The 17,994-nt window shown below is 43.2% G+C and carries 14 protein-coding genes; 5 read left to right on the top strand and 9 right to left on the bottom strand.

Annotation, left to right across the window (positions count from 1 at the left end):
* The first annotated feature begins 10 nt into the window (after nt 1-10).
* Entirely contained in the window at nt 11-1,399 is a 1,389-nt protein-coding gene (glmM, locus tag DWZ67_RS02860; protein WP_120138093.1) for a phosphoglucosamine mutase, read from the top strand.
* Between the two features lie 99 nt (nt 1,400-1,498).
* Nucleotides 1,499-2,854: an alanine/glycine:cation symporter family protein gene (locus DWZ67_RS02855; RefSeq protein ID WP_016273073.1), complete on the top strand. Its 1,356-nt coding sequence runs from the start codon at nt 1,499-1,501 to the stop codon at nt 2,852-2,854.
* A gap of 16 nt (nt 2,855-2,870) precedes the next feature.
* Here DWZ67_RS02855 and DWZ67_RS02850 read toward each other — a convergent pair whose 3' ends face one another.
* Both DWZ67_RS02850 and DWZ67_RS02845 read right to left on the bottom strand, forming a co-directional pair.
* Nucleotides 2,871-3,374 carry an NUDIX hydrolase gene (locus tag DWZ67_RS02850; RefSeq protein ID WP_120138092.1) on the bottom strand — a complete coding sequence of 168 codons (504 nt, stop codon included), beginning with the start codon at nt 3,372-3,374 and terminating at the stop codon, nt 2,871-2,873.
* 5 nt (nt 3,375-3,379) lie between these two features.
* Nucleotides 3,380-4,609, bottom strand: a complete 1,230-nt coding sequence (locus DWZ67_RS02845) for an S-adenosylmethionine:tRNA ribosyltransferase-isomerase (RefSeq protein ID WP_120138091.1) — start codon at nt 4,607-4,609, stop codon at nt 3,380-3,382.
* Between the two features lie 127 nt (nt 4,610-4,736).
* On the opposite strand from DWZ67_RS02845, the gene DWZ67_RS02840 reads away from it, so the two are divergent.
* Nucleotides 4,737-5,867 (top strand): DUF2027 domain-containing protein, encoded by a 1,131-nt coding sequence (locus DWZ67_RS02840; protein WP_057087163.1) that lies wholly within the window; start codon nt 4,737-4,739, stop codon nt 5,865-5,867.
* Nucleotides 5,868-5,926: 59 nt separating this feature from the next.
* Here the strand turns inward: DWZ67_RS02840 and DWZ67_RS02835 are convergent, their stop codons facing one another.
* From DWZ67_RS02835 to DWZ67_RS02805, 7 genes are all read right to left on the bottom strand, one after another.
* Complete coding sequence (locus DWZ67_RS02835; protein WP_005833302.1) at nt 5,927-7,405, bottom strand: serine/threonine-protein kinase; 1,479 nt, start codon at nt 7,403-7,405, stop codon at nt 5,927-5,929.
* A gap of 16 nt (nt 7,406-7,421) precedes the next feature.
* Nucleotides 7,422-8,480 carry a PP2C family protein-serine/threonine phosphatase gene (locus DWZ67_RS02830; protein WP_120138090.1) on the bottom strand — a complete coding sequence of 353 codons (1,059 nt, stop codon included), beginning with the start codon at nt 8,478-8,480 and terminating at the stop codon, nt 7,422-7,424.
* An 8-nt stretch (nt 8,481-8,488) separates the two neighbouring features.
* Entirely contained in the window at nt 8,489-10,231 is a 1,743-nt protein-coding gene (locus tag DWZ67_RS02825; RefSeq protein WP_005830088.1) for an FHA domain-containing protein, read from the bottom strand.
* Nucleotides 10,232-10,247: 16 nt separating this feature from the next.
* A complete protein-coding gene (locus DWZ67_RS02820; protein ID WP_005830090.1) occupies nt 10,248-11,522 on the bottom strand; it encodes an FHA domain-containing serine/threonine-protein kinase in 1,275 nt (424 codons plus the stop codon).
* A 12-nt stretch (nt 11,523-11,534) separates the two neighbouring features.
* A complete protein-coding gene (locus DWZ67_RS02815; RefSeq protein ID WP_117749107.1) occupies nt 11,535-12,359 on the bottom strand; it encodes a double zinc ribbon domain-containing protein in 825 nt (274 codons plus the stop codon).
* A 72-nt stretch (nt 12,360-12,431) separates the two neighbouring features.
* Nucleotides 12,432-13,202: a BACON domain-containing protein gene (locus DWZ67_RS02810; protein WP_005830094.1), complete on the bottom strand. Its 771-nt coding sequence runs from the start codon at nt 13,200-13,202 to the stop codon at nt 12,432-12,434.
* Complete coding sequence (locus tag DWZ67_RS02805; RefSeq protein ID WP_005830096.1) at nt 13,189-14,634, bottom strand: serine/threonine protein kinase; 1,446 nt, start codon at nt 14,632-14,634, stop codon at nt 13,189-13,191. Before DWZ67_RS02805 ends, DWZ67_RS02810 begins: the two co-directional genes overlap by 14 nt.
* Nucleotides 14,635-14,979: 345 nt before the next feature.
* Between DWZ67_RS02805 and DWZ67_RS02800 the strand changes: the two genes are divergently transcribed.
* On the top strand, nt 14,980-17,010 hold the full coding sequence (locus tag DWZ67_RS02800) for a histidine kinase (protein WP_117749108.1): 2,031 nt from the start codon (nt 14,980-14,982) through the stop codon (nt 17,008-17,010).
* 132 nt (nt 17,011-17,142) lie between these two features.
* Nucleotides 17,143-17,895 (top strand): LytR/AlgR family response regulator transcription factor, encoded by a 753-nt coding sequence (locus DWZ67_RS02795; protein WP_005833286.1) that lies wholly within the window; start codon nt 17,143-17,145, stop codon nt 17,893-17,895.
* The last annotated feature ends 99 nt before the right edge of the window (nt 17,896-17,994 follow it).

Here is a 17,994-nt window from a genome sequence, read left to right as displayed (position 1 = left end):
TCATTAACCTATGACTCTAATCAAATCTATTTCTGGAATCCGCGGAACAATTGGCGGTGGTGCTGGCGAGGGATTGAATCCGCTCGACGTTGTGAAGTTCACTTCAGCTTATGCTACCTTGATTCGCAAGACGTGTACTGTAAAAAGTAACAAAATTGTAGTGGGACGTGATGCCCGCATTTCCGGTGAGATGGTCAAGAACGTAGTAGTCGGTACCTTGATGGGTATGGGCTGGGATGTAGTGGACATTGATTTGGCTTCTACTCCGACTACCGAGCTGGCTGTAACCATGGAAGGTGCCAGTGGAGGTATTATCTTGACTGCCTCGCACAATCCCAAGCAGTGGAATGCGTTGAAACTGCTGAATGAAAAGGGCGAATTTCTGAACGCTGCCGAAGGCCAGGAGGTACTCCGCATTGCCGCCGCCGAAGAATTCGACTATGCCGAAGTGGACCAACTTGGCTCGTACCGTCAGGATTTAAGCTACAACCAGAAACACATCGACAGTGTATTGGCACTTGACCTCGTAGATGTGGAAGCTATCCGAAAGGCAAACTTCCGTGTTGCCATCGACTGTGTAAACTCTGTGGGCGGTATCATATTGCCGCAGCTGCTCGAGCAGCTTGGTGTTCAGCACGTAGAGAAGCTCTATTGCGAACCGACCGGTAACTTCCAGCATAATCCCGAGCCTCTGGAAAAGAACTTGGGTGACATCATGAACCTGATGAAAGGAGGGAAGGCAGACGTTGCATTTGTTGTAGACCCTGATGTAGACCGTCTGGCAATGATTTGCGAAGACGGCAAGATGTACGGTGAAGAATATACGCTGGTTACTGTTGCCGACTACGTATTGAAACATACTCCGGGCAATACGGTATCCAATTTGAGTTCGACCCGTGCCTTGCGCGATGTAACCCGCAAGTATGGGCAAGAATATTACGCTTCCGCCGTAGGTGAAGTGAATGTAACTACCAAAATGAAGGAAGTAGGTGCCGTTATCGGTGGCGAAGGAAACGGTGGGGTAATTTATCCGGCCAGCCACTATGGACGTGATGCCTTGGTAGGTATTGCCTTGTTCTTGAGCCATCTGGCACACGAAGGTAAGAAGGTGAGCGAACTCCGTGCATCCTATCCTGCATACTTCATGGCAAAGAATCGTGTAGACTTGACTCCTGAAACAGATGTAGATGCTATTCTTGCCAAGGTGAAGGAGCTGTATAAGAATGAAGAAATCAATGATATAGACGGTGTGAAGATTGACTTCCCCGACAAATGGGTTCATCTGCGTAAGAGCAATACGGAACCGATTATCCGTGTCTATAGTGAGGCTGCCACACCGGAGGCTGCCGAGGAAATCGGCCAGCAGATTATGAAGGTGATTGAAGACCTGGCTAAATAAGGCCGAACGAAATGTTATAATGAATGTCCCACTTTCCCGTGAAAGAGAAGTGGGACTTTTTTTAAACCTTCCCATGAACTCCTCCATCAAACTACTACTATGAATGGTATTTTAGATTCTATAGGCTCAGCAATAACCACTGTCAGTGACTTTGTCTGCGGGTATCCCTTATTTATCCTTCTGATAGGGGGAGGACTTTTCTTGTTCTTTTATTCCGGAGCTGTGTCCCTCTGCCGCATCGGATATTCGATAAAGGCCTTGCGCTATAAATCGGAAGTGGCGGGCGAAGGACAAATCAGTTCTTTCCAGGCCTTGATGAGCGCCATAGCGTCAACAGTGGGTATGGGGAATATTGCGGGGGTGGCTATCGCTATTACAGTAGGAGGTCCCGGAGCCATTTTCTGGATGTGGGTAAGTGCCGTTGTGGGTATGTCCACCAAATTCTTTGAAGGGGCTCTTGCCATTATGTACAAAGGACACGATTCTGCCGGAGAACCGCAAGGGGGGACGATGTATATCATTCTTCATGGGTTGGGCGAACGCTGGAAACCGTTTGCTTATTTCTTTGCGGTGGTGGGGTTGATAGGTACGTTGTGTGTAATGCAAGCCAATCAGTTGGTCGAGTCTGTCACTACGGTATTTACTACTCCGGCAGGAATAGAGAATACACTCGGTCTGCGTTTTGTGATGGGTATTGTCATCAGCCTGGTGGTAGGGGCGGTCATTATCGGTGGCATCCGGCGCATTTCGGTTATCTCGGCTAAAATAGTGCCGGTGATGGTTACTTGCTATATGCTGCTTGTCTTCGTTATTCTTTGTTTGAATTTTGATAAGTTGCCGGGAGTGTTGGCTTCCATTTTCCAGTCTGCCTTCAGCCTGGAAGCCGGTATCGGTGGAATTTTGGGAACTGCACTGACTGGTGCCCGCCGTGCTGCCTACGTCAATGAAGCAGGCGTAGGTACGGCCTCTATGATGCATGGCGCCTCCCGTAATGACAATCCCATTCGTGAGGGGCTGGTAGCCATGATTGGACCGGCCATCGACTCGGGGCTTGTTTGTGCATTGACGGCCTTCCCTATTCTTATAGCTGGAAACTATGCGTCGGAAGGAGGCATAAAAGGCCTTTATATTGCTTTGAATTCTTTTGAGCAGCTCCTTCCCGGCTATGGGCATTATCTGTTGATGGTGATGGTCTTTTTCTTTGCCTTTTCTACCATGTTCTCTTATTCGTATTATGGACTGAAGTGCACCAACTTCTTGTTTGGTGCGGAGAATGCCAAGTATTATAACTACTTCTATTTGGTGATGATTGTTGTGGCTGCCATGATTCCGTTGGGAGCAGTGGTTGCCATCATGGATTTGGCTTTTGCCTTGATGGCATTGCCTACGATGACGTCACTGCTGTTACTTGCTCCACGGGTCAGGAGAAAGATGAAGGAATATTTTGCGAACTGATAGAAAGCAGCTTCCACTACAAGTTGATGACCTTTCCTATCTCTCCTTCAAAATTCGGGGTGAATACACCTTTGCCGATATTTGCCTTGATTTCATCAGTGCTCCAAAAACGTCCTCCGTCCAGCTCGTCACTGGGATGTATTTCACCGTCGTAGACAGTTTTGTGTACGAAGACCAGTTCCTTTTCGCGGGCAGACTCGAAGACGTAATGCATGACGGTTTCGGGAACAAAGTCGGTAATGCCGAGCTCTTCGCGTACTTCGCGTTTCAGCGCCATCTCTACACTTTCACCTAAATCGACGTGTCCGCCTACGGAGGTGTCCCACTTCCCCGGTTGTATGTCTTTCCATTCGGGACGTTTCTGCAGATACAGCTCACCTTTGGAATTGAATACATGAAGATGGATTACCGGATGCAGCAGTTTGCTGCCGTTATGGCATTCGCCACGGGTGGCGGCGCCTATGATGTTGCCTTGTTCGTCGACAAGGGGGAACATCTCTTGATTGTTATCGTGGTTCATTGTGCTCAGGGTATTAATAATGATGAATCTCCATAGCTCAGGAAGCGGAAATCATGTGCCAGTGCATAGTTATAAATCTTTTGCCAATCACCGTGTACGAAAGCTGATACGAGCAGCAGCAAGGTGCTTTGCGGTTGGTGGAAATTAGTCACCATAGCCTTCACGATTTTGTATTCATATCCCGGAGCGATGATGATTTGAGTGCTGGTATGCAGAGTCTCCATGCTATGTCTGTCCAAATAGGCAACAATGGCTTGCAGGGCTTCCACTGCAGAGGTGGCGGTGACCTTGGCAGACATTTCATAAGGTTGCCATTGGTGGACGTGCAAGTCTTCCTCTGTGGCTTCTGGATTATTCAGTAAAGTGACTCCGATGTGATAAAGGCTTTCCAATGTGCGCACTGAAGTTGTTCCTACGGCCACTGCCTTGCCGCCGTGTGCTATGAGTTTTTCCAATGTGTTGCGCGAGACAGAGATGTATTCCGTATGCATTTCGTGCCCTTCTATTTCTTCACTTTTCACCGGTTTGAAGGTTCCGGCTCCCACATGGAGTGTCAGCTCTTCCAATTCTACTCCTTTATTGCGCAATGCGTCCAATACGCGTGGGGTGAAATGCAGTCCCGCTGTAGGGGCAGCCACCGAACCTTTGATTTTGGAGTAGACAGTCTGGTAAGTCTCCTTGTCACTTTCCTGGGTCTCCCGGTTCAAGTAGGGGGGGATGGGCAATTCACCGAAGACCTCGAGAATGTCGGCAAAAGTCACTTCCGGATTATTCCAGCGGAAATTTATCCAATGGCTGGTTCCGTGGCATTCACCCCGTTCGGCGGTCAGGGTGAGTGACTTGCCTTTCACGGTCATCTCACGTCTCAGCATGCCTTCCTTCCATTTTTTCAGGTTGCCGACCATGCAGAGCCAGGCGGCATGCTCGGTTTGCTGGAAGTTGAGGGCGTAGTCGTTCGGCTGTATGGGTTCCAGGCAGAATACTTCAATCAGTGCTCCCGTTTCTTTCCGGAAATGCAGGCGTGCTTGGATGACTTTGGTATTGTTGAATATCATCAGGCTTCCCGATGGCAGATACTCCGGCAGTGAAGTGAATCTGTCTTCTGAAACTTCTCCGTGGCGATACAATAACAGTTTGGACTGGTCACGTACGGACAATGGGAACTTTGCAATGCGTTCGTCCGGCAACGGGTAGTTGAATTCGCTGATTCTGATATGTCTGGGGTCTTCTTTCATGATGGCTTTCTCTTTATTATATCGGCTGCAAAGGTACGGATATTTGGGAAGATTTGAAGAATAAGGGAAATAATTCCTAACTTTGCAGGAAGAAAGTAGGAAAAGACAAACTAAAAGATAAGTTACTATGAAGATAGGAGATAAAGTTCGTTTCCTCAGCGAAGTTGGGGGCGGTGTTGTGACAGGATTTCAAGGGAAAAACATCGTGTTGGTGGAAGATGCCGACGGTTTTGACATACCGATGCCCATAAACGAATGTGTGGTGATAGAGACCGATGATTATAATATCCCCACTCCGGCAGCCAAAGCGGCTGCCAAGAAGAAGCGGGAAGAAGAGCAACAATTGCGCACGGCCGCTACTGCGGCAAGGCCGTCTGCTATGGAGTCTCAGGTTTCAGAGCCTCAATCGGTCCGTTTGGAGAAACCGCAGATATCTGTTTATCGTCAGCCCGAGATGAAAGGTGGAGATATCCTGAATGTCTTTCTGGCCTTTGTTCCGGAGGATATCAAGGCTGTCAGCACTACACCTTTCGAGACATATTTGGTGAACGATAGTAATTATTATATGTATTATACCTATTCGAGTGCCGAAGGAAAGTCCTGGACAGCCCGTTCGCATGGTTTGATAGAGCCGAATACGAAACTTCTGCTGGAGGAGTTCGAAAAGTCCGAGTTGAACGACCGTGAACGTGTGATGGTACAGCTGGTGGCATTCAAAGATAACCGTGCGTTCACAATGAAACCGGCTGTCAGTGTGGAAGTCCGCATAGATATGGTAAAGTTCTATAAACTGCATACATTCCAGCAGACGGTTTTCTTTGAAACACCGGCCTTGGTGTATGATATTGTCCGGAATGACCAGCCTGTCAAGCAGGTGTATGTTTCGGCAGAGGAACTGAAGGAGGCTTTGATACAGAAAAAAACGGCAGATACTCCGTCCAAACCACAGACGGTTATCAAGCGTGGCGGCAAGAATGGGATTGTCGAGATTGACCTGCATATCGGCGAGTTGCTGGATGACACCTGCGGTATGAGCAACAGCGAAATATTGAATTATCAGTTGGATAAGTTTCGTGAAGTGATGGAACAATACAAGAAAAAGCGCGAACAACGCATCGTCTTTATTCACGGCAAGGGAGATGGAGTGTTGCGTAAAGCCTTGCTGGACGAGCTGAAACGTAAATATCCTGACTGCCGCCATCAGGATGCTTCGTTCCAGGAGTATGGATTTGGGGCGACGATGGTGACGATTAAATAAAATCAAGTATTTGAATAGTGAATAGGGCAGTTCAAACGTTGGAATGCCCTATTCATTATTTATAGTCTGACATTGACTCTTGTATTTTTTCTTATGTGTATTTCTTGAGTGGAAGGATTGGACTGCATCATTTCTGATTCTATTTGCTGGATTGCTCTTTTGGCTTTGTGTACAAACCTGCCTTTGGGATATTTTCGCAAATATTCTTCGTAATCTGCTACTGACTGGCAACTATAGAAGAGGCGTTCTTCATTTTCTCTTCTGACTTCTCTTATATCAGTAATGGGAAGAACTGGCTGTGAAGAAGGTTGTGGATGTGGGTGGACAATCTGTTTTTTAGGTTCCTCTTGGAACTGTTCAAGTTTTGCAGTATCCGTTTTTACCGAGTCCATAACGATGTTTTCTTCTCTATTTATTGGGGAGATTGGATTTACCTTGTTTCCCAAAAATTGTTTTATAAAGTTTGCATGAGATGAGGAGGGGTATTCTTTTAGAAAATCTCTGTAGTCTTCTTCTGTACGGCATGCAGCGTACTTGCGCTCTTCTTCAAGGTGTCTAAAGTATATGGAACCTCCTTTGACAAGCAATAGAATCAATACTATACCAAGGCCGGTCCATCCTGCTATGCGTTTATGCATGTTCGAAGGACAGAACTTTTCTTTAAGGCGTGGTGATGTTGTTTTAGGAAAAAGTGGAGCAATAGGCTTCAGCTGTACTGAAGGAGAGTCTGTCTTTGTTTGTTTTAGTATGGAGCAAGCAAACTCATAGGCTTGTTGGGCTGTGGGTCGGTCCCAAGTGTTGAGGGCAAGGCATGCGTGAACAAACTGGGACAATTGGGAAGAATATTTCTCATCTAATGCTGGAATATGTGCACCATTCAGTTGGACACAACCTCCCATACCTTCCCATAATACAAGACCAGTGGATAATTCATAAACACTCATCCCTAAAGACCATATATCGCTGGTAGCCACAATCAGTGGTTTCTCTGCAAAACGTTCTGGTCCCATATAGGCAAGTGTTCCGGAACTTTCTACTTTGTTGATACTTTTACGAAAAGTATGCTCCAGTTTACGGCTGATGCCAAAATCTGAGATGATGAATTTGTCATCATCCCCTATCAAAATATTATCGGGTTTTATATCTTGATGAATGATAGGAGGATTCTGATTATGAAGAAACATCAATCCGCATGATACATCGCGTATGAAGCGCCAGATTTGCTTTTCAGACATTTTGCCTTTCAAGCTCGCTGAGGACCCTTTGGGACAGTAAGGCATTACCAAAAAAGGGCACTGTCCAAAAACATCAAAATGATTAAGGTGCAATAGATTGGGATGATGTAATTTGTAGGCAAGTTTGAATTCTTCCCGGAAATCTTTTATGCCGTTGTCATCCAACAGTCCGTACAACTTTATGGCAACGTCTACATCTGCCAATATATTTCGGGCAAGCCAGACTTCACCAAAGCTTCCGACTCCTAATAGTTTCTTCAGCTGATAGTGTTCAGCAAATATATCACCATTTTTTAGTTGCATAGTTTCGCAATAGTAATCAATCTGTTAGGGTAGTGTTAGTAGTGTCTGTCTCTGTAACCAGAACCGTATCTGCCTGATATATTATCGTTTTCCATTTTGCATATTGCTGTGGATTTCTATATAAATAGAAGCCTGCCGCTAAAGCCAGTACCAGGAGTAACAGAAGAATTTTCCGGATTTTGTGGTGGTTGGGTTTGCTGAACACTGTATTATTCAACTTTACTTTGGGCTCGGTATCCTGTAGCATGATGTGGCATAACACAATCGTAATATTGTCATATCCACCTGCTTCAAGAGCAGCTTCTATCAACCTATCCTTGCATGTCATTAAATCATCCTGGTTCTCTTCTATAATTTGCATTATCTCTTCGTCGTGGCATAAACCACATAACCCATCACTACACAGTAGGAGAGTATCGCCATCCTTTAAATTATAGGAACGGAAATCGGGATTGGAACGATTGGTCGGGTCTCCCAAACAGCGGGTAATGATATTACTGTAAGGATGGTCAAACGCATTTTCAGGATCTAGTTTTCCCTGATCTACTAAATCTTGTACATAGGAATGGTCTTTAGATAAACGGCAAAAACCTGAATTGGCATTGAATACATAACAACGACTGTCGCCACACCAACAGATATAGGCTTTATCGTTCAATATCCAAGCAATGACAATAGTAGTACCCATTCCCTGGGTACTACTATCTTCTTTACCTGCATTGACAATATTTAAATCAGCGGTTTTGACAGTTCTGCCCAGAAATTCTTCAACGGCTTCTTCTGAGGTAACAATGCCTTCCTGCGTAACGATATCTCCTAAATTCTCGGGGGTGAATGCATTTTGCACCGTCTCAATGGCTATGGCAGAAGCAACTTCTCCGGCATTGGTGCCGCCCATTCCGTCGGCCACTACCAATATGCTGCCATACCGTCCTAAAGAAATGGGCTCTATCGATTGGGGGATAATCCACTCTGATTGGCATAAATCACGATTGACAACAAAATTGTCTTCGTTGTTTTTCCTGACTAAACCAACATTGGTACCTGCCGCTAATTTAATGCTTATCTCGGACATGTTTAATTTTAATGTATTAAATTTCTGATTGGTACTAAACGATCCTTACCCTCTATGCTTCCTACCATGAAACCCACTACTTTGTAAGAACCATTTTCTAGAAGGAATGCTGGAGAACCATAATAACCGGGCTCTGCCACACGATTCTGTAATATGGTAGTCTCATATTTTGTATCGGCTATATTGGTATGGTCATTGAAATGAGCCGGAGTAAGATTATGAATATCAGCATAACCTGCATAGCCCACCATTTGAACTTCTGTACCTCCACTCATGTTGTCTGCGGCGGTAATGTCGTAAGGCAATCCCTCACCATAAACGCCTTTTCCTCTAATGTATGCCCAACTGTTGGCAGCAGGGGTAACAATGCTGACACTGATATATTTCCTACGTGTATAGGTCAATTTTATCCCATGTTCCCTTAGTTGTACCCTGATGGATTTATCTACTTCTATTTCGGTCACTTGTACATCATTTCGTCCGTCTTTGGCAAAATCGCTACTGGTAAATGTCAGAGGCTTTCCAGTTCCTTTGGTACTGTATGCACGGTAATGGATAATGATATTACATCCTGCTCCTTTGTATACAGCCAATAGTTTACGCCATGGGTCTTTCCACTCTGTGTTGGAGTATATCCATGGCTCGACATTCTGCCTGTCTGTTACAAACATTCCGTTTGATAGCATGAAGCCAGTTCCGCAGATTATATCTGAAACTTGTATGCCCGGATCAAACTTTGTTCCATTATATTCGATTTCAATACGGTCGACTTTAATTGTATAGATATAATCATAATAATCTTTCAAATCTCCTGAAGCATTACTGTCTTGTTCATCTGCTATATCAGGGTCTTCATAATATTGGTCTTTGGAGAGTCTGGTGCCTTCTTGTATATTTGCGTTAATGGCATTGCTTGAATTCTCAATGCTTTTAGTGCTTATGCTGTTTGAGAGATTGTCCAAGTCTGATTTGACCTTATAGAAACTTGCATTGACATTCTTTAATTGACTATTAACGTTGTCCAACTGTGTTTTTAAGGCCTCTGCATTACCGTCACTGTTTCGTAATTTGGTCTCTAACTCCCGTTGCTGTGCTTCTAGAGATGCTCTTTCGGTCCCCAGTGAATCCAATTGGTTTTGGTATCCTTTCAGTTGAAGTTCTTGTTCTTCTGTCTTCTGTGCCAACAAATCATTTTTTACACCTAAACTGTAGTTCCAGGCAGCCAATCCTGCCACCGCCAGTACGAAAACAATTCCCATGATTGTTAATGCGGTCTTGTAGGGGCGTAAGGCTTGTTTGCGGAAAAGGCTCATTCTCTCAGTCAATCCAATGCTGGAAGTTAATGCTTGGCGACCTTGTGGAACAATGAATCCCAAGCGTGGTCCGCCAACGGATAATTGTATTTCATCTCCTGTTTGTAAATAGTAGGAACCGTTTATAGGATGTCCGTTGACCAATGTCGGATTGGAGTGTGAAAGGTGGATAAGTTTCCAGTTTTCACCGTCGCGTACAATTGCAGCATGTTTGCGGCTGACTGTTTCGAAACTTTCATCAAAGCGTACTTGGCAGGAAGCGTCTCTACCTAATTCTACTTGGTCGACAATGATTTTTTGGGATTCTCCCGCTTGATGATACTTTGAAGAGGTCTTGTGCTCCAAAATAAAGTAAGTTCTACCGGAAGCACCCATTAATGCCCCCATACCAGCCCCTACTGAGCCGGCTAAGGTACGTTTGTAATTTTGTGTATCCATACTACTTGATATATAATTAATAGTTTTCAAATCTCATTTTTACATCTCCAATGGAGATGATATCTCCAATTTTCAGTATATGCCCTTGTTTGGTGACTTGGGTGGAATTGACATAAGTCCCATTACTGGACTCCTGCCACAACTTTAACTCCTTCTGCCATTGCCCGTCCCGAATAATCCATTTATCAGTGGCGGGATTTGTTTCTATTGTGCAATGATGGCGTGATATATAGGCACTTTGCTGTTCCGTTATATGTAGCAGATTGTCGCGTTCTCTCCCGATAGTAAGGATTCTATTGCCATATTTTATAAGTTCACTTAATTGATATATTTTTCCGTACTCTTCACCTTGCATAATACGTATACAGAAACCATTGACTGTTTGCGGTGGACAATATCCTCTTTCCATAGGGACTTGGCTTATTGCTGGCAGGTGTTCCAACACCTCTTGCACAGACTGGAAACGTTTTTTGAAATCTGGATTAAGACATCCTGCAAAGAGTTGCTGCCACTGCTCTCTATGTTTCAACTGTGTCAATTTCTGCCGGTTCCAATCTCCATTTTTCCCACGTTTCTGATATAGTGCCAATTCATTATGACTGCTCAATTCGCCAAAGGGTAAACTACCAGTCAATAATTGAAAGGCTAATACTCCAAAAGAAAAAATGTCCGTAGTGGGTAGGACAGTGGCCTCACCTCGCATGCGGTTCACTTGTTCTGGCGGCATATATGCATAAGTCCCGAAAATTTGGTTGGGTTTACCAAAAATATTGCGTTCGGTCATACGTTTGTTTCTATCCCCTGCTATACCGAAATCTGTCAACGCAGCGATTCCGTTACTCTTGAAAAGGACATTCTCCGGCTTTAGGTCACGGTGAACCTTGCCTCTGGTATGCAAAGCATGTAAACCTATTAGAATTTGTTGGCAAATTAGAGGAATCTTACTGCTTCCAGAACCTAAATAAGGTGTTAAATCTCCTCCGGAACAGTATTCCATTACAATATAAGGGTTGCCTCCAACTGTACCGTAGTCCAATGAACGCACTAAATAGTCACAATCAATTTGCCCAGTTTTGAATTCCATCTCGAAACGTTCCATTAATGGTTTACGTATTTCAGGAGGAACTTCCCATAATCTCAGTAGTTTAAGCGCATAATCTTTGCTTGCGCTGTCCGTAACCCGATATACTTTACCGAATGAACCTTCGCCTAATGTTTGGGAAACCCTATAACGGTTATTGATATATTCCCCTACATTATAATCACATCTGTCGACAGTCCGGTTATTCACAAGAGGTTATATTTAGTCACATTCAAACTTGAATCTTCGGTCACCTAGTACAATGATATCATCCGGTATGATTTCTATTTTTCTGTTTACCTGGATATAGGTCGTTTGAAGCATACTTCGGTCAAGCAGATACCAATGACCATCATCGAAAACTATTTCAGCTTGTTCCTTTGAGGTGATTGTACGATTAGACATTTCTGTATTTTCCCGGTTCAAGATGATGGAGTTCCCTTCATATTCAAATCTTTCCGGAAGAATGTTCTCTTCTTCTTCCGGTATAATTGTTAATGAACAGTGAGGTTTGGTTTCCGGTTCTGTCTCTGTGATGTTCTTTATTTGCCGGCGTATGGTTGGCCGATGTACGCGGACACCGCAGTTCGGGCAAAAAGAGCAGGTTATTGCTATCTTACTTCCACATTCATGACAGAGCATTTTCTCTTCAGAAACGGAAGGTACTTCCTCTTCTACTCTTATTGTTTTGTATTCATTGTTTGTTGATATGTTTGCTCTTTTTAATGGAGTTCCGCAGCAAGGGCAACTTGTGAAATCTCCTACTACCGGGTAATTGCAATTGGGACATTCTATAATTGGCTGTACAACAGTAGAATGATTCTCTTCTTCATTTGTTGTGGAAAACACCACAGTTTTTCTGCATTTTTCTTCATTGGAGCTGACATTCAATACTGTCGGTTTGGGTATAGCTTCTCCATGGCCTTCTTTTGAAATAAAAATGTCCTGACTATTGGCATAATTCTCCGGCATTCGCAAAGGTTGCCCGCATTTCAGGCATACTGTTGTGTTGGAATGGTTGTCCCAACCGCAATTCATACATCTCATAAGATTTTACTTTAATAATGGAATTACTTTGTATAAATCAGAGTTTCTCACCATTGTCGGTTTACCATGAATTTAGAATAGACCTCCCTTTTTCTGGGAGAGAATAATTGAAGATATTTTTCCTCCTTTGCTTTTAACTATGAGAGTTCCTTCTCTGGCCTTCTTGGTTTTTCCCACTTTTAGAATGAGTTTGCCACGGTCTTTTGCTATAGCTTCACACCATTCAGGAATATCTGCAACTTCCCATTCGGCATTGGAGTCTACTTGCAGTTCCTTAATTTCTCCTTTGGAGCCGAATTCCAATTTATCTAATGCGATATTAATGAATTCTTCTTGGCCACCTTGGGTAACACTGACCGTAGCTTTCATCTTTTCATTACTGATTGTAATGGTGGCTTTACGTTCGGTAGTCAGCCAATTGGTCTGGCAGCTTATGGAGAGTTTCTTCTCACCGGGAGTCACTTGACACCAGTCTGCATCTGATATTGCAGTCCATTGTTCTGGAAGACTTTCTATTTTTATACTTTCTGCAGTCTTTGTCTCACACCCAAATTCCAGGCTTTTTCTGTCTATGGTAAGTCTGGTGATTTCGGCAGGAGGCGCTGGCTTGGGAGCGGGATTTATTTTTTCCTCACACTCTTTGATTTTATTTTTGCATGCTTGCTCCAGATTGCTGTCGCATTTCATGGCTGCTTTAAAACTTTTAATAGCGTCTCTGTATCTTCCTCTTTTCATGTATGTCTCTCCCTTTTGATAGATGGAGGCGCATTGCCCCCATATACTTATTGGCATAGAGAGAGCGAACGCTAAAACAATCAGTCTGATAAGTTTATTCATTTTCATTGTTGTCTATGTTTATATATGGTTCTATTTTTTTTGCACGGTCTTCAAAAGCCTGGGCTGCTACGGCTTGGTCAAGGTCTTTCATGATATTTGCCTTTTCTTTAAAAACATGATAGGCAGAATCCAGTATGGCCTCTACTTGCTGTTTCAGTTCTGTTGCATTTAAGTATATTTTCGCGGAGATGGAATCTTTGTAGTAATTTATTTGGCGGTATTTGCCAATGGCATTTATGTAAAAATCCTCAAATACGGAATCATTGTTTTGCTTTAAAGTGTCAATGTCAAATCGGAAAACATCTCCTTGTATTTTAGAGTTTTCGCCTTCTTGAATGATTGACAGACACATTTGGTCGTAATCAATCGTTGGAGTCGGTTCCGGTATGGATTCCACTACTGGTTCTTTGCCGCTTATTAGCGAAAAGATGATGACAATTGTTGCGAATATAGCTGTGATTGCTGCTACGACTATAACTTTTTTGCGTTTCCCTTTGTCTTGATAGGGTGACATCTTATTTATGTCAGAAGAGTGTGCGCTAATGGAATCCTCATGGGTTTTGTCCTCTTCCTCTTGCAAAGTATCATGGCTGTTGTTTGACAGACTAAAGGGGACGGGACTTCCATTGATATGTTGGGAAGTGTAGTCTGCAATTTGTCTGGCTGTGGGTCTGTCCCATGGATTTAAGGCAAGGCACTTGTAAATGATATCCTTTAATTCTTGAGAAAAGTCTTCGTTGATAAGTGGAATGTCTGCACCGTTTTTTTGCAATACGCCTCCATGATCACCATAGGGCGGCATACCGGTTAGAAGCTCATACATTGTTGCTCCCAATGACCAAATGTCACTGGCCATAATAGGGGCGGGAGATGGACCAAAACGTTCTGGTCCCATATAGGCCAAAGTTCCTCCACTGGATTCTTGGCCTTGGTTCCTGCGTAATGTACTTCTAATCCGTGCGCTGATTCCGAAATCCGTAATCATATACCTATTCTCATCATTAATCAGAATATTATCGGGTTTTATATCCTGATGGATAACCGGGGGAGTTTTTGCATGAAGATAAGCCAGTCCCTCTGCAACATCATGGAGCAAATGCCAGCTTTCCGTTTCTGTTATCCGGTTGTTGTCAGTAAGGTATTGGAAGGCCGAACCATTTTTGCAAAAAGGCAAAATCAGGTATGGCATCCGTTCCCAGCAGTCATAATAAGTAGGATGCAGTAAATTGGTATGATTCATATCAAATACGAGGGAGAACTCTTGTGTGAAAAGGGATATCCCCGCATCGTCAAGCCCCATCCCCGGAGCATATATTTTTATGGCGACCTTAACATCCGTAAGTTTGTCTTGTGCCAGCCAAACTTCAGAAAATCCTCCTCTTCCTAGTTGTTTGAGTAGCTCGTATCTATCTGCTATGATTTGTCCACTGTCTAACATAGAACTTATAAATTATGTAAAAGAACTGTTTTCTTTTGGAAACAGCCTTTCTTTGTGTGATTGTATTATTTTGTTTGATTGAGTATATTCGCAATTCTTTATCCACAAAGTAATTAATAAAAATGTAAATAAGAAAATGAGAAAAAGCTTGAAATGTACTAAAATGTTGTTTTAATGGCTTATGTAGCTAAATATTGTACTATGATGTGATTTTTTGTTTCGTTTTAATAAAGCGGTAGCGTATGCTCTTTTGTGGTTGAGAAATACGCCTTATGCTTGACGGTATTTCGCAAAAATATTTTAAGTTTGCAGATGTATTGAATAAATAATCTAATTACGAGAAACATGGGAGAGAGGATGGATAAGCGAATTCGATTTTACATTTATTGGATATTAGGGTTTGTGCTTCTAGGAGCTTGTGCGCCCGGAGATAAAGAGGACGTATACACAGAAATGAGAGCTTTTGAGGATTTTTCCCATATAAATGGAGATTCTGTGGCCATTGTGCCCCGAAAGGTAAGGTTGAAGGCTTTTCAAAAGATGGAAGAGGCAAAGGATAGCTTGGTCAAGTATAATTATCTGGCAATGACACTGAAAACATATTTGATTACTTCACAGCTTGATTCGGCACAAATCGTAATCCAGCAGATACATGACTTTATAGAAAGGCAGCATAGTTCTTCTCAAATGGCAGATTTGGAGTCTGAATGTTTCAATATGAAGGGAAATATCTTTGCACGTGTTGGGAATATGGATTCTGCCGAAATTTGTTTCCGGAAGGCTTATGAATTACGGATGAGAGGGACTAGGATTGAAGTGGTGCCGGATATTTTGATGAATCTTGCAGATGCGAATAACCGTTTAGGAAAATTGGATATAGGGGCAGCTTGGTATAGGAGAGCTTTGTTGATGTGCGACTCTTTGCATATAGCTTCTACCAAGAAACCTCCCATTTATTATGGTTTGGCACAAGTATATGTTACCATGCGTGATTTTGAACAGTGTGATTACTATTATAATCTAGCAGGAGAAAGCTATGATAGTATGCTACCTTATGAAAAATATATTTATTTGAATAATAGAGGGACTTCTTACTATTATAGGGAGGATTACCAGACAGCGATAAAATATTTCCAAAAGGTTATTGATTTAGTCGAAGGATATGCTGATATGAGTTTTGAACTTAATCTGGGGAGGTTGAATTTAGGAGACTGTTATCTTCAACTGAATATGGTTGATTTGGCTGTTAAATATATAAATGAATGCCAACTTTTTTTTGAGGAAATGGGGGTAAGTACTGCACTATATTATATCGATACGCAGAAAATAGAATTGGCTCTGCTTCAGAAAGACTTTCAAGAGGCACGTCGTTTATTGTCCGAGAGTGTAGTCCCTCCGGGCATCGACCCTGATATGGTACATATCCGTAATAAATACCTTCAGCAGTTTTACGAGGAAACCGGCAACTACAAGAGGGCTTATCACTATCTGCAGAGGAACAACCAGCTTGATGATTCTATCAGGAATGAGCGTGTCCGGATGCGTACGGCAGACTTGACTTTGCGTTATCAGCAGGATTCTACCTTGATGGCACATCGGGTTTTGCTTCAGGAGCAGAAAAACGAGGTGCTGGTGCTGAGGCAGACACAGTTTGTCGTGTTTGCTGTAGCTGTTGTATCTATATTGACGGCGGTTTTCCTTTATCTGTACAGCAAAAAGAAACGTGCTTTGTTGCTTGCACGGAATCATCGCACAGTCTCTACACTTCGTCTGGAGAATATCCGTAACCGCTTGTCCCCTCATTTCATCTTCAATGTGCTGAACCGGGAGATGGCGGAGCGGAATGTGGAAGGAAAGCAAGAGCTTTCGTCGCTGGTAAAACTGATGCGTCGCAATCTGGAATTGGCGGAACAACTGTGTGTAACCTTGGCAGAGGAGCTGGATTTTGTGAAAACATATATTAATCTGGAACGCCGTTCTTTAGGTCCGGATTTTCATTCGGAACTGAAGATAGAAAAGGATGTGCAGCCGGAGCAAATAAGGATTCCGTCTATGATGATTCAAATTCCGGTTGAAAATGCAGTGAAGCATGCGTTGCGCGAGAAGGAAGGTGAACGTAATCTTTGGGTTTCGGTCTGCCGCCGGGGAAGCGGTATCTGTATAAAGATAACGGATAATGGTGGCGGTTATCGTCCGGACAGTCGGAACCGGGGCACGGGGACGGGAATGAAAGTCATTATGCAGACCATTCAGATTCTCAACAATAAGAACAAGGAGGCCATTGATGTTTTGGTGCACAATGTCTCTCTACAGAGTGGTGAGATGGGCTGTGAGGTGACTTTCTGGTTGCCTGACAACTACGATTACGGAATTTAAAAGAACCGTTTAATCTTATTTTTTGCAAGGATAGGCATGTTTACGGATAAATAGTCCGTAAATGACCTTCTATTGCTTTGTATGGGAGTAGGATTATGTATATATTCGCGAGAAGAAAAACATAAAAGGAACATGGATAAATATAAGGTTGCAATAGTTGACGACGATGAGGTGGCTCTTGAGAATCTGAGTTTTGAATTGGGAAAGGATGCACGCTTCTTTTTGAAAGGAACTGCCCGTAATGGTAAACAAGGGAAAAAACTCATTGCCAAGGTACAGCCGGATTTGTTGTTCTTGGATGTGGAACTGCCGGACATGACTGGAATGGAATTACTGCAGGAAATACGTGACAGTGTTTCGTGGAATATGCGGATTGTTTTCTATACGGCTTATGATAAGTACATGATTCAGGCTATCCGGGAGGCTGCGTTCGACTATCTGCTGAAACCTTTTGAAGAGCAGGAGTTGCGGGATATTCTTGCGCGTTTTGTAGAGCAGGCAGAGGCTGGGCAGAGAATGTCATATCCCATTGGTGCACCGTTGCATACCGGACAGACATTTATCGTATTTACGCCAACTAATGATATGCGTGCGTTGCGTCCGGCTGAAATCGGTTTTTTTCGCTATTGTTCCGAGCGTAAACAATGGGAGGTGATACTAAACAACCAGCCGCCGTTGGTGTTGCGTCGCGGAATGACTGCTGAGCAGATTACTCAATATTCATCCAGTTTCGTGCAGATACATCAATCGTATATTATCAATATTGATTATCTGATGATTATAAAGGATAGCAAATGCATGCTTTATCCACCATTTGACAAAGTGACGGAACTACTGGTTTCCAGAAAGTATAAGAAAGAGCTGCAAGACAGATTCTGCTTGTAAAGTGATAAGAATTATTTGGTTAGGGAGTTGACGCCGCAGGTTTTGGTGGCGTTGACGTAAAGAAAAGGCATTGAACCTCTAAAGTCCAATGCCTTTTTA

Source organism: Bacteroides sp. AF34-31BH (assembly GCF_003602795.1).
Classification (GTDB): domain Bacteria; phylum Bacteroidota; class Bacteroidia; order Bacteroidales; family Bacteroidaceae; genus Bacteroides; species Bacteroides uniformis.
This window is presented reverse-complemented; position numbering and strand designations above follow the sequence as displayed.

Coding starts and splice junctions, on each gene's coding strand:
- DWZ67_RS02810 (WP_005830094.1), bottom strand. CDS start 13,202: ATGAAAATGAATAAACTTATCAGACTGATTGTTTTAGCGTTCGCTCTC.
- DWZ67_RS02835 (WP_005833302.1), bottom strand. CDS start 7,405: ATGCAACTAAAAAATGGTGATATATTTGCTGAACACTATCAGCTGAAG.
- DWZ67_RS02800 (WP_117749108.1), top strand. CDS start 14,980: ATGGGAGAGAGGATGGATAAGCGAATTCGATTTTACATTTATTGGATA.
- DWZ67_RS02805 (WP_005830096.1), bottom strand. CDS start 14,634: ATGTTAGACAGTGGACAAATCATAGCAGATAGATACGAGCTACTCAAA.
- DWZ67_RS02830 (WP_120138090.1), bottom strand. CDS start 8,480: ATGTCCGAGATAAGCATTAAATTAGCGGCAGGTACCAATGTTGGTTTA.
- DWZ67_RS02825 (WP_005830088.1), bottom strand. CDS start 10,231: ATGGATACACAAAATTACAAACGTACCTTAGCCGGCTCAGTAGGGGCT.
- DWZ67_RS02795 (WP_005833286.1), top strand. CDS start 17,143: ATGGATAAATATAAGGTTGCAATAGTTGACGACGATGAGGTGGCTCTT.
- glmM (WP_120138093.1), top strand. CDS start 11: ATGACTCTAATCAAATCTATTTCTGGAATCCGCGGAACAATTGGCGGT.
- DWZ67_RS02840 (WP_057087163.1), top strand. CDS start 4,737: ATGAAGATAGGAGATAAAGTTCGTTTCCTCAGCGAAGTTGGGGGCGGT.
- DWZ67_RS02855 (WP_016273073.1), top strand. CDS start 1,499: ATGAATGGTATTTTAGATTCTATAGGCTCAGCAATAACCACTGTCAGT.
- DWZ67_RS02850 (WP_120138092.1), bottom strand. CDS start 3,374: ATGAACCACGATAACAATCAAGAGATGTTCCCCCTTGTCGACGAACAA.
- DWZ67_RS02815 (WP_117749107.1), bottom strand. CDS start 12,359: ATGAGATGTATGAATTGCGGTTGGGACAACCATTCCAACACAACAGTA.
- DWZ67_RS02845 (WP_120138091.1), bottom strand. CDS start 4,609: ATGAAAGAAGACCCCAGACATATCAGAATCAGCGAATTCAACTACCCG.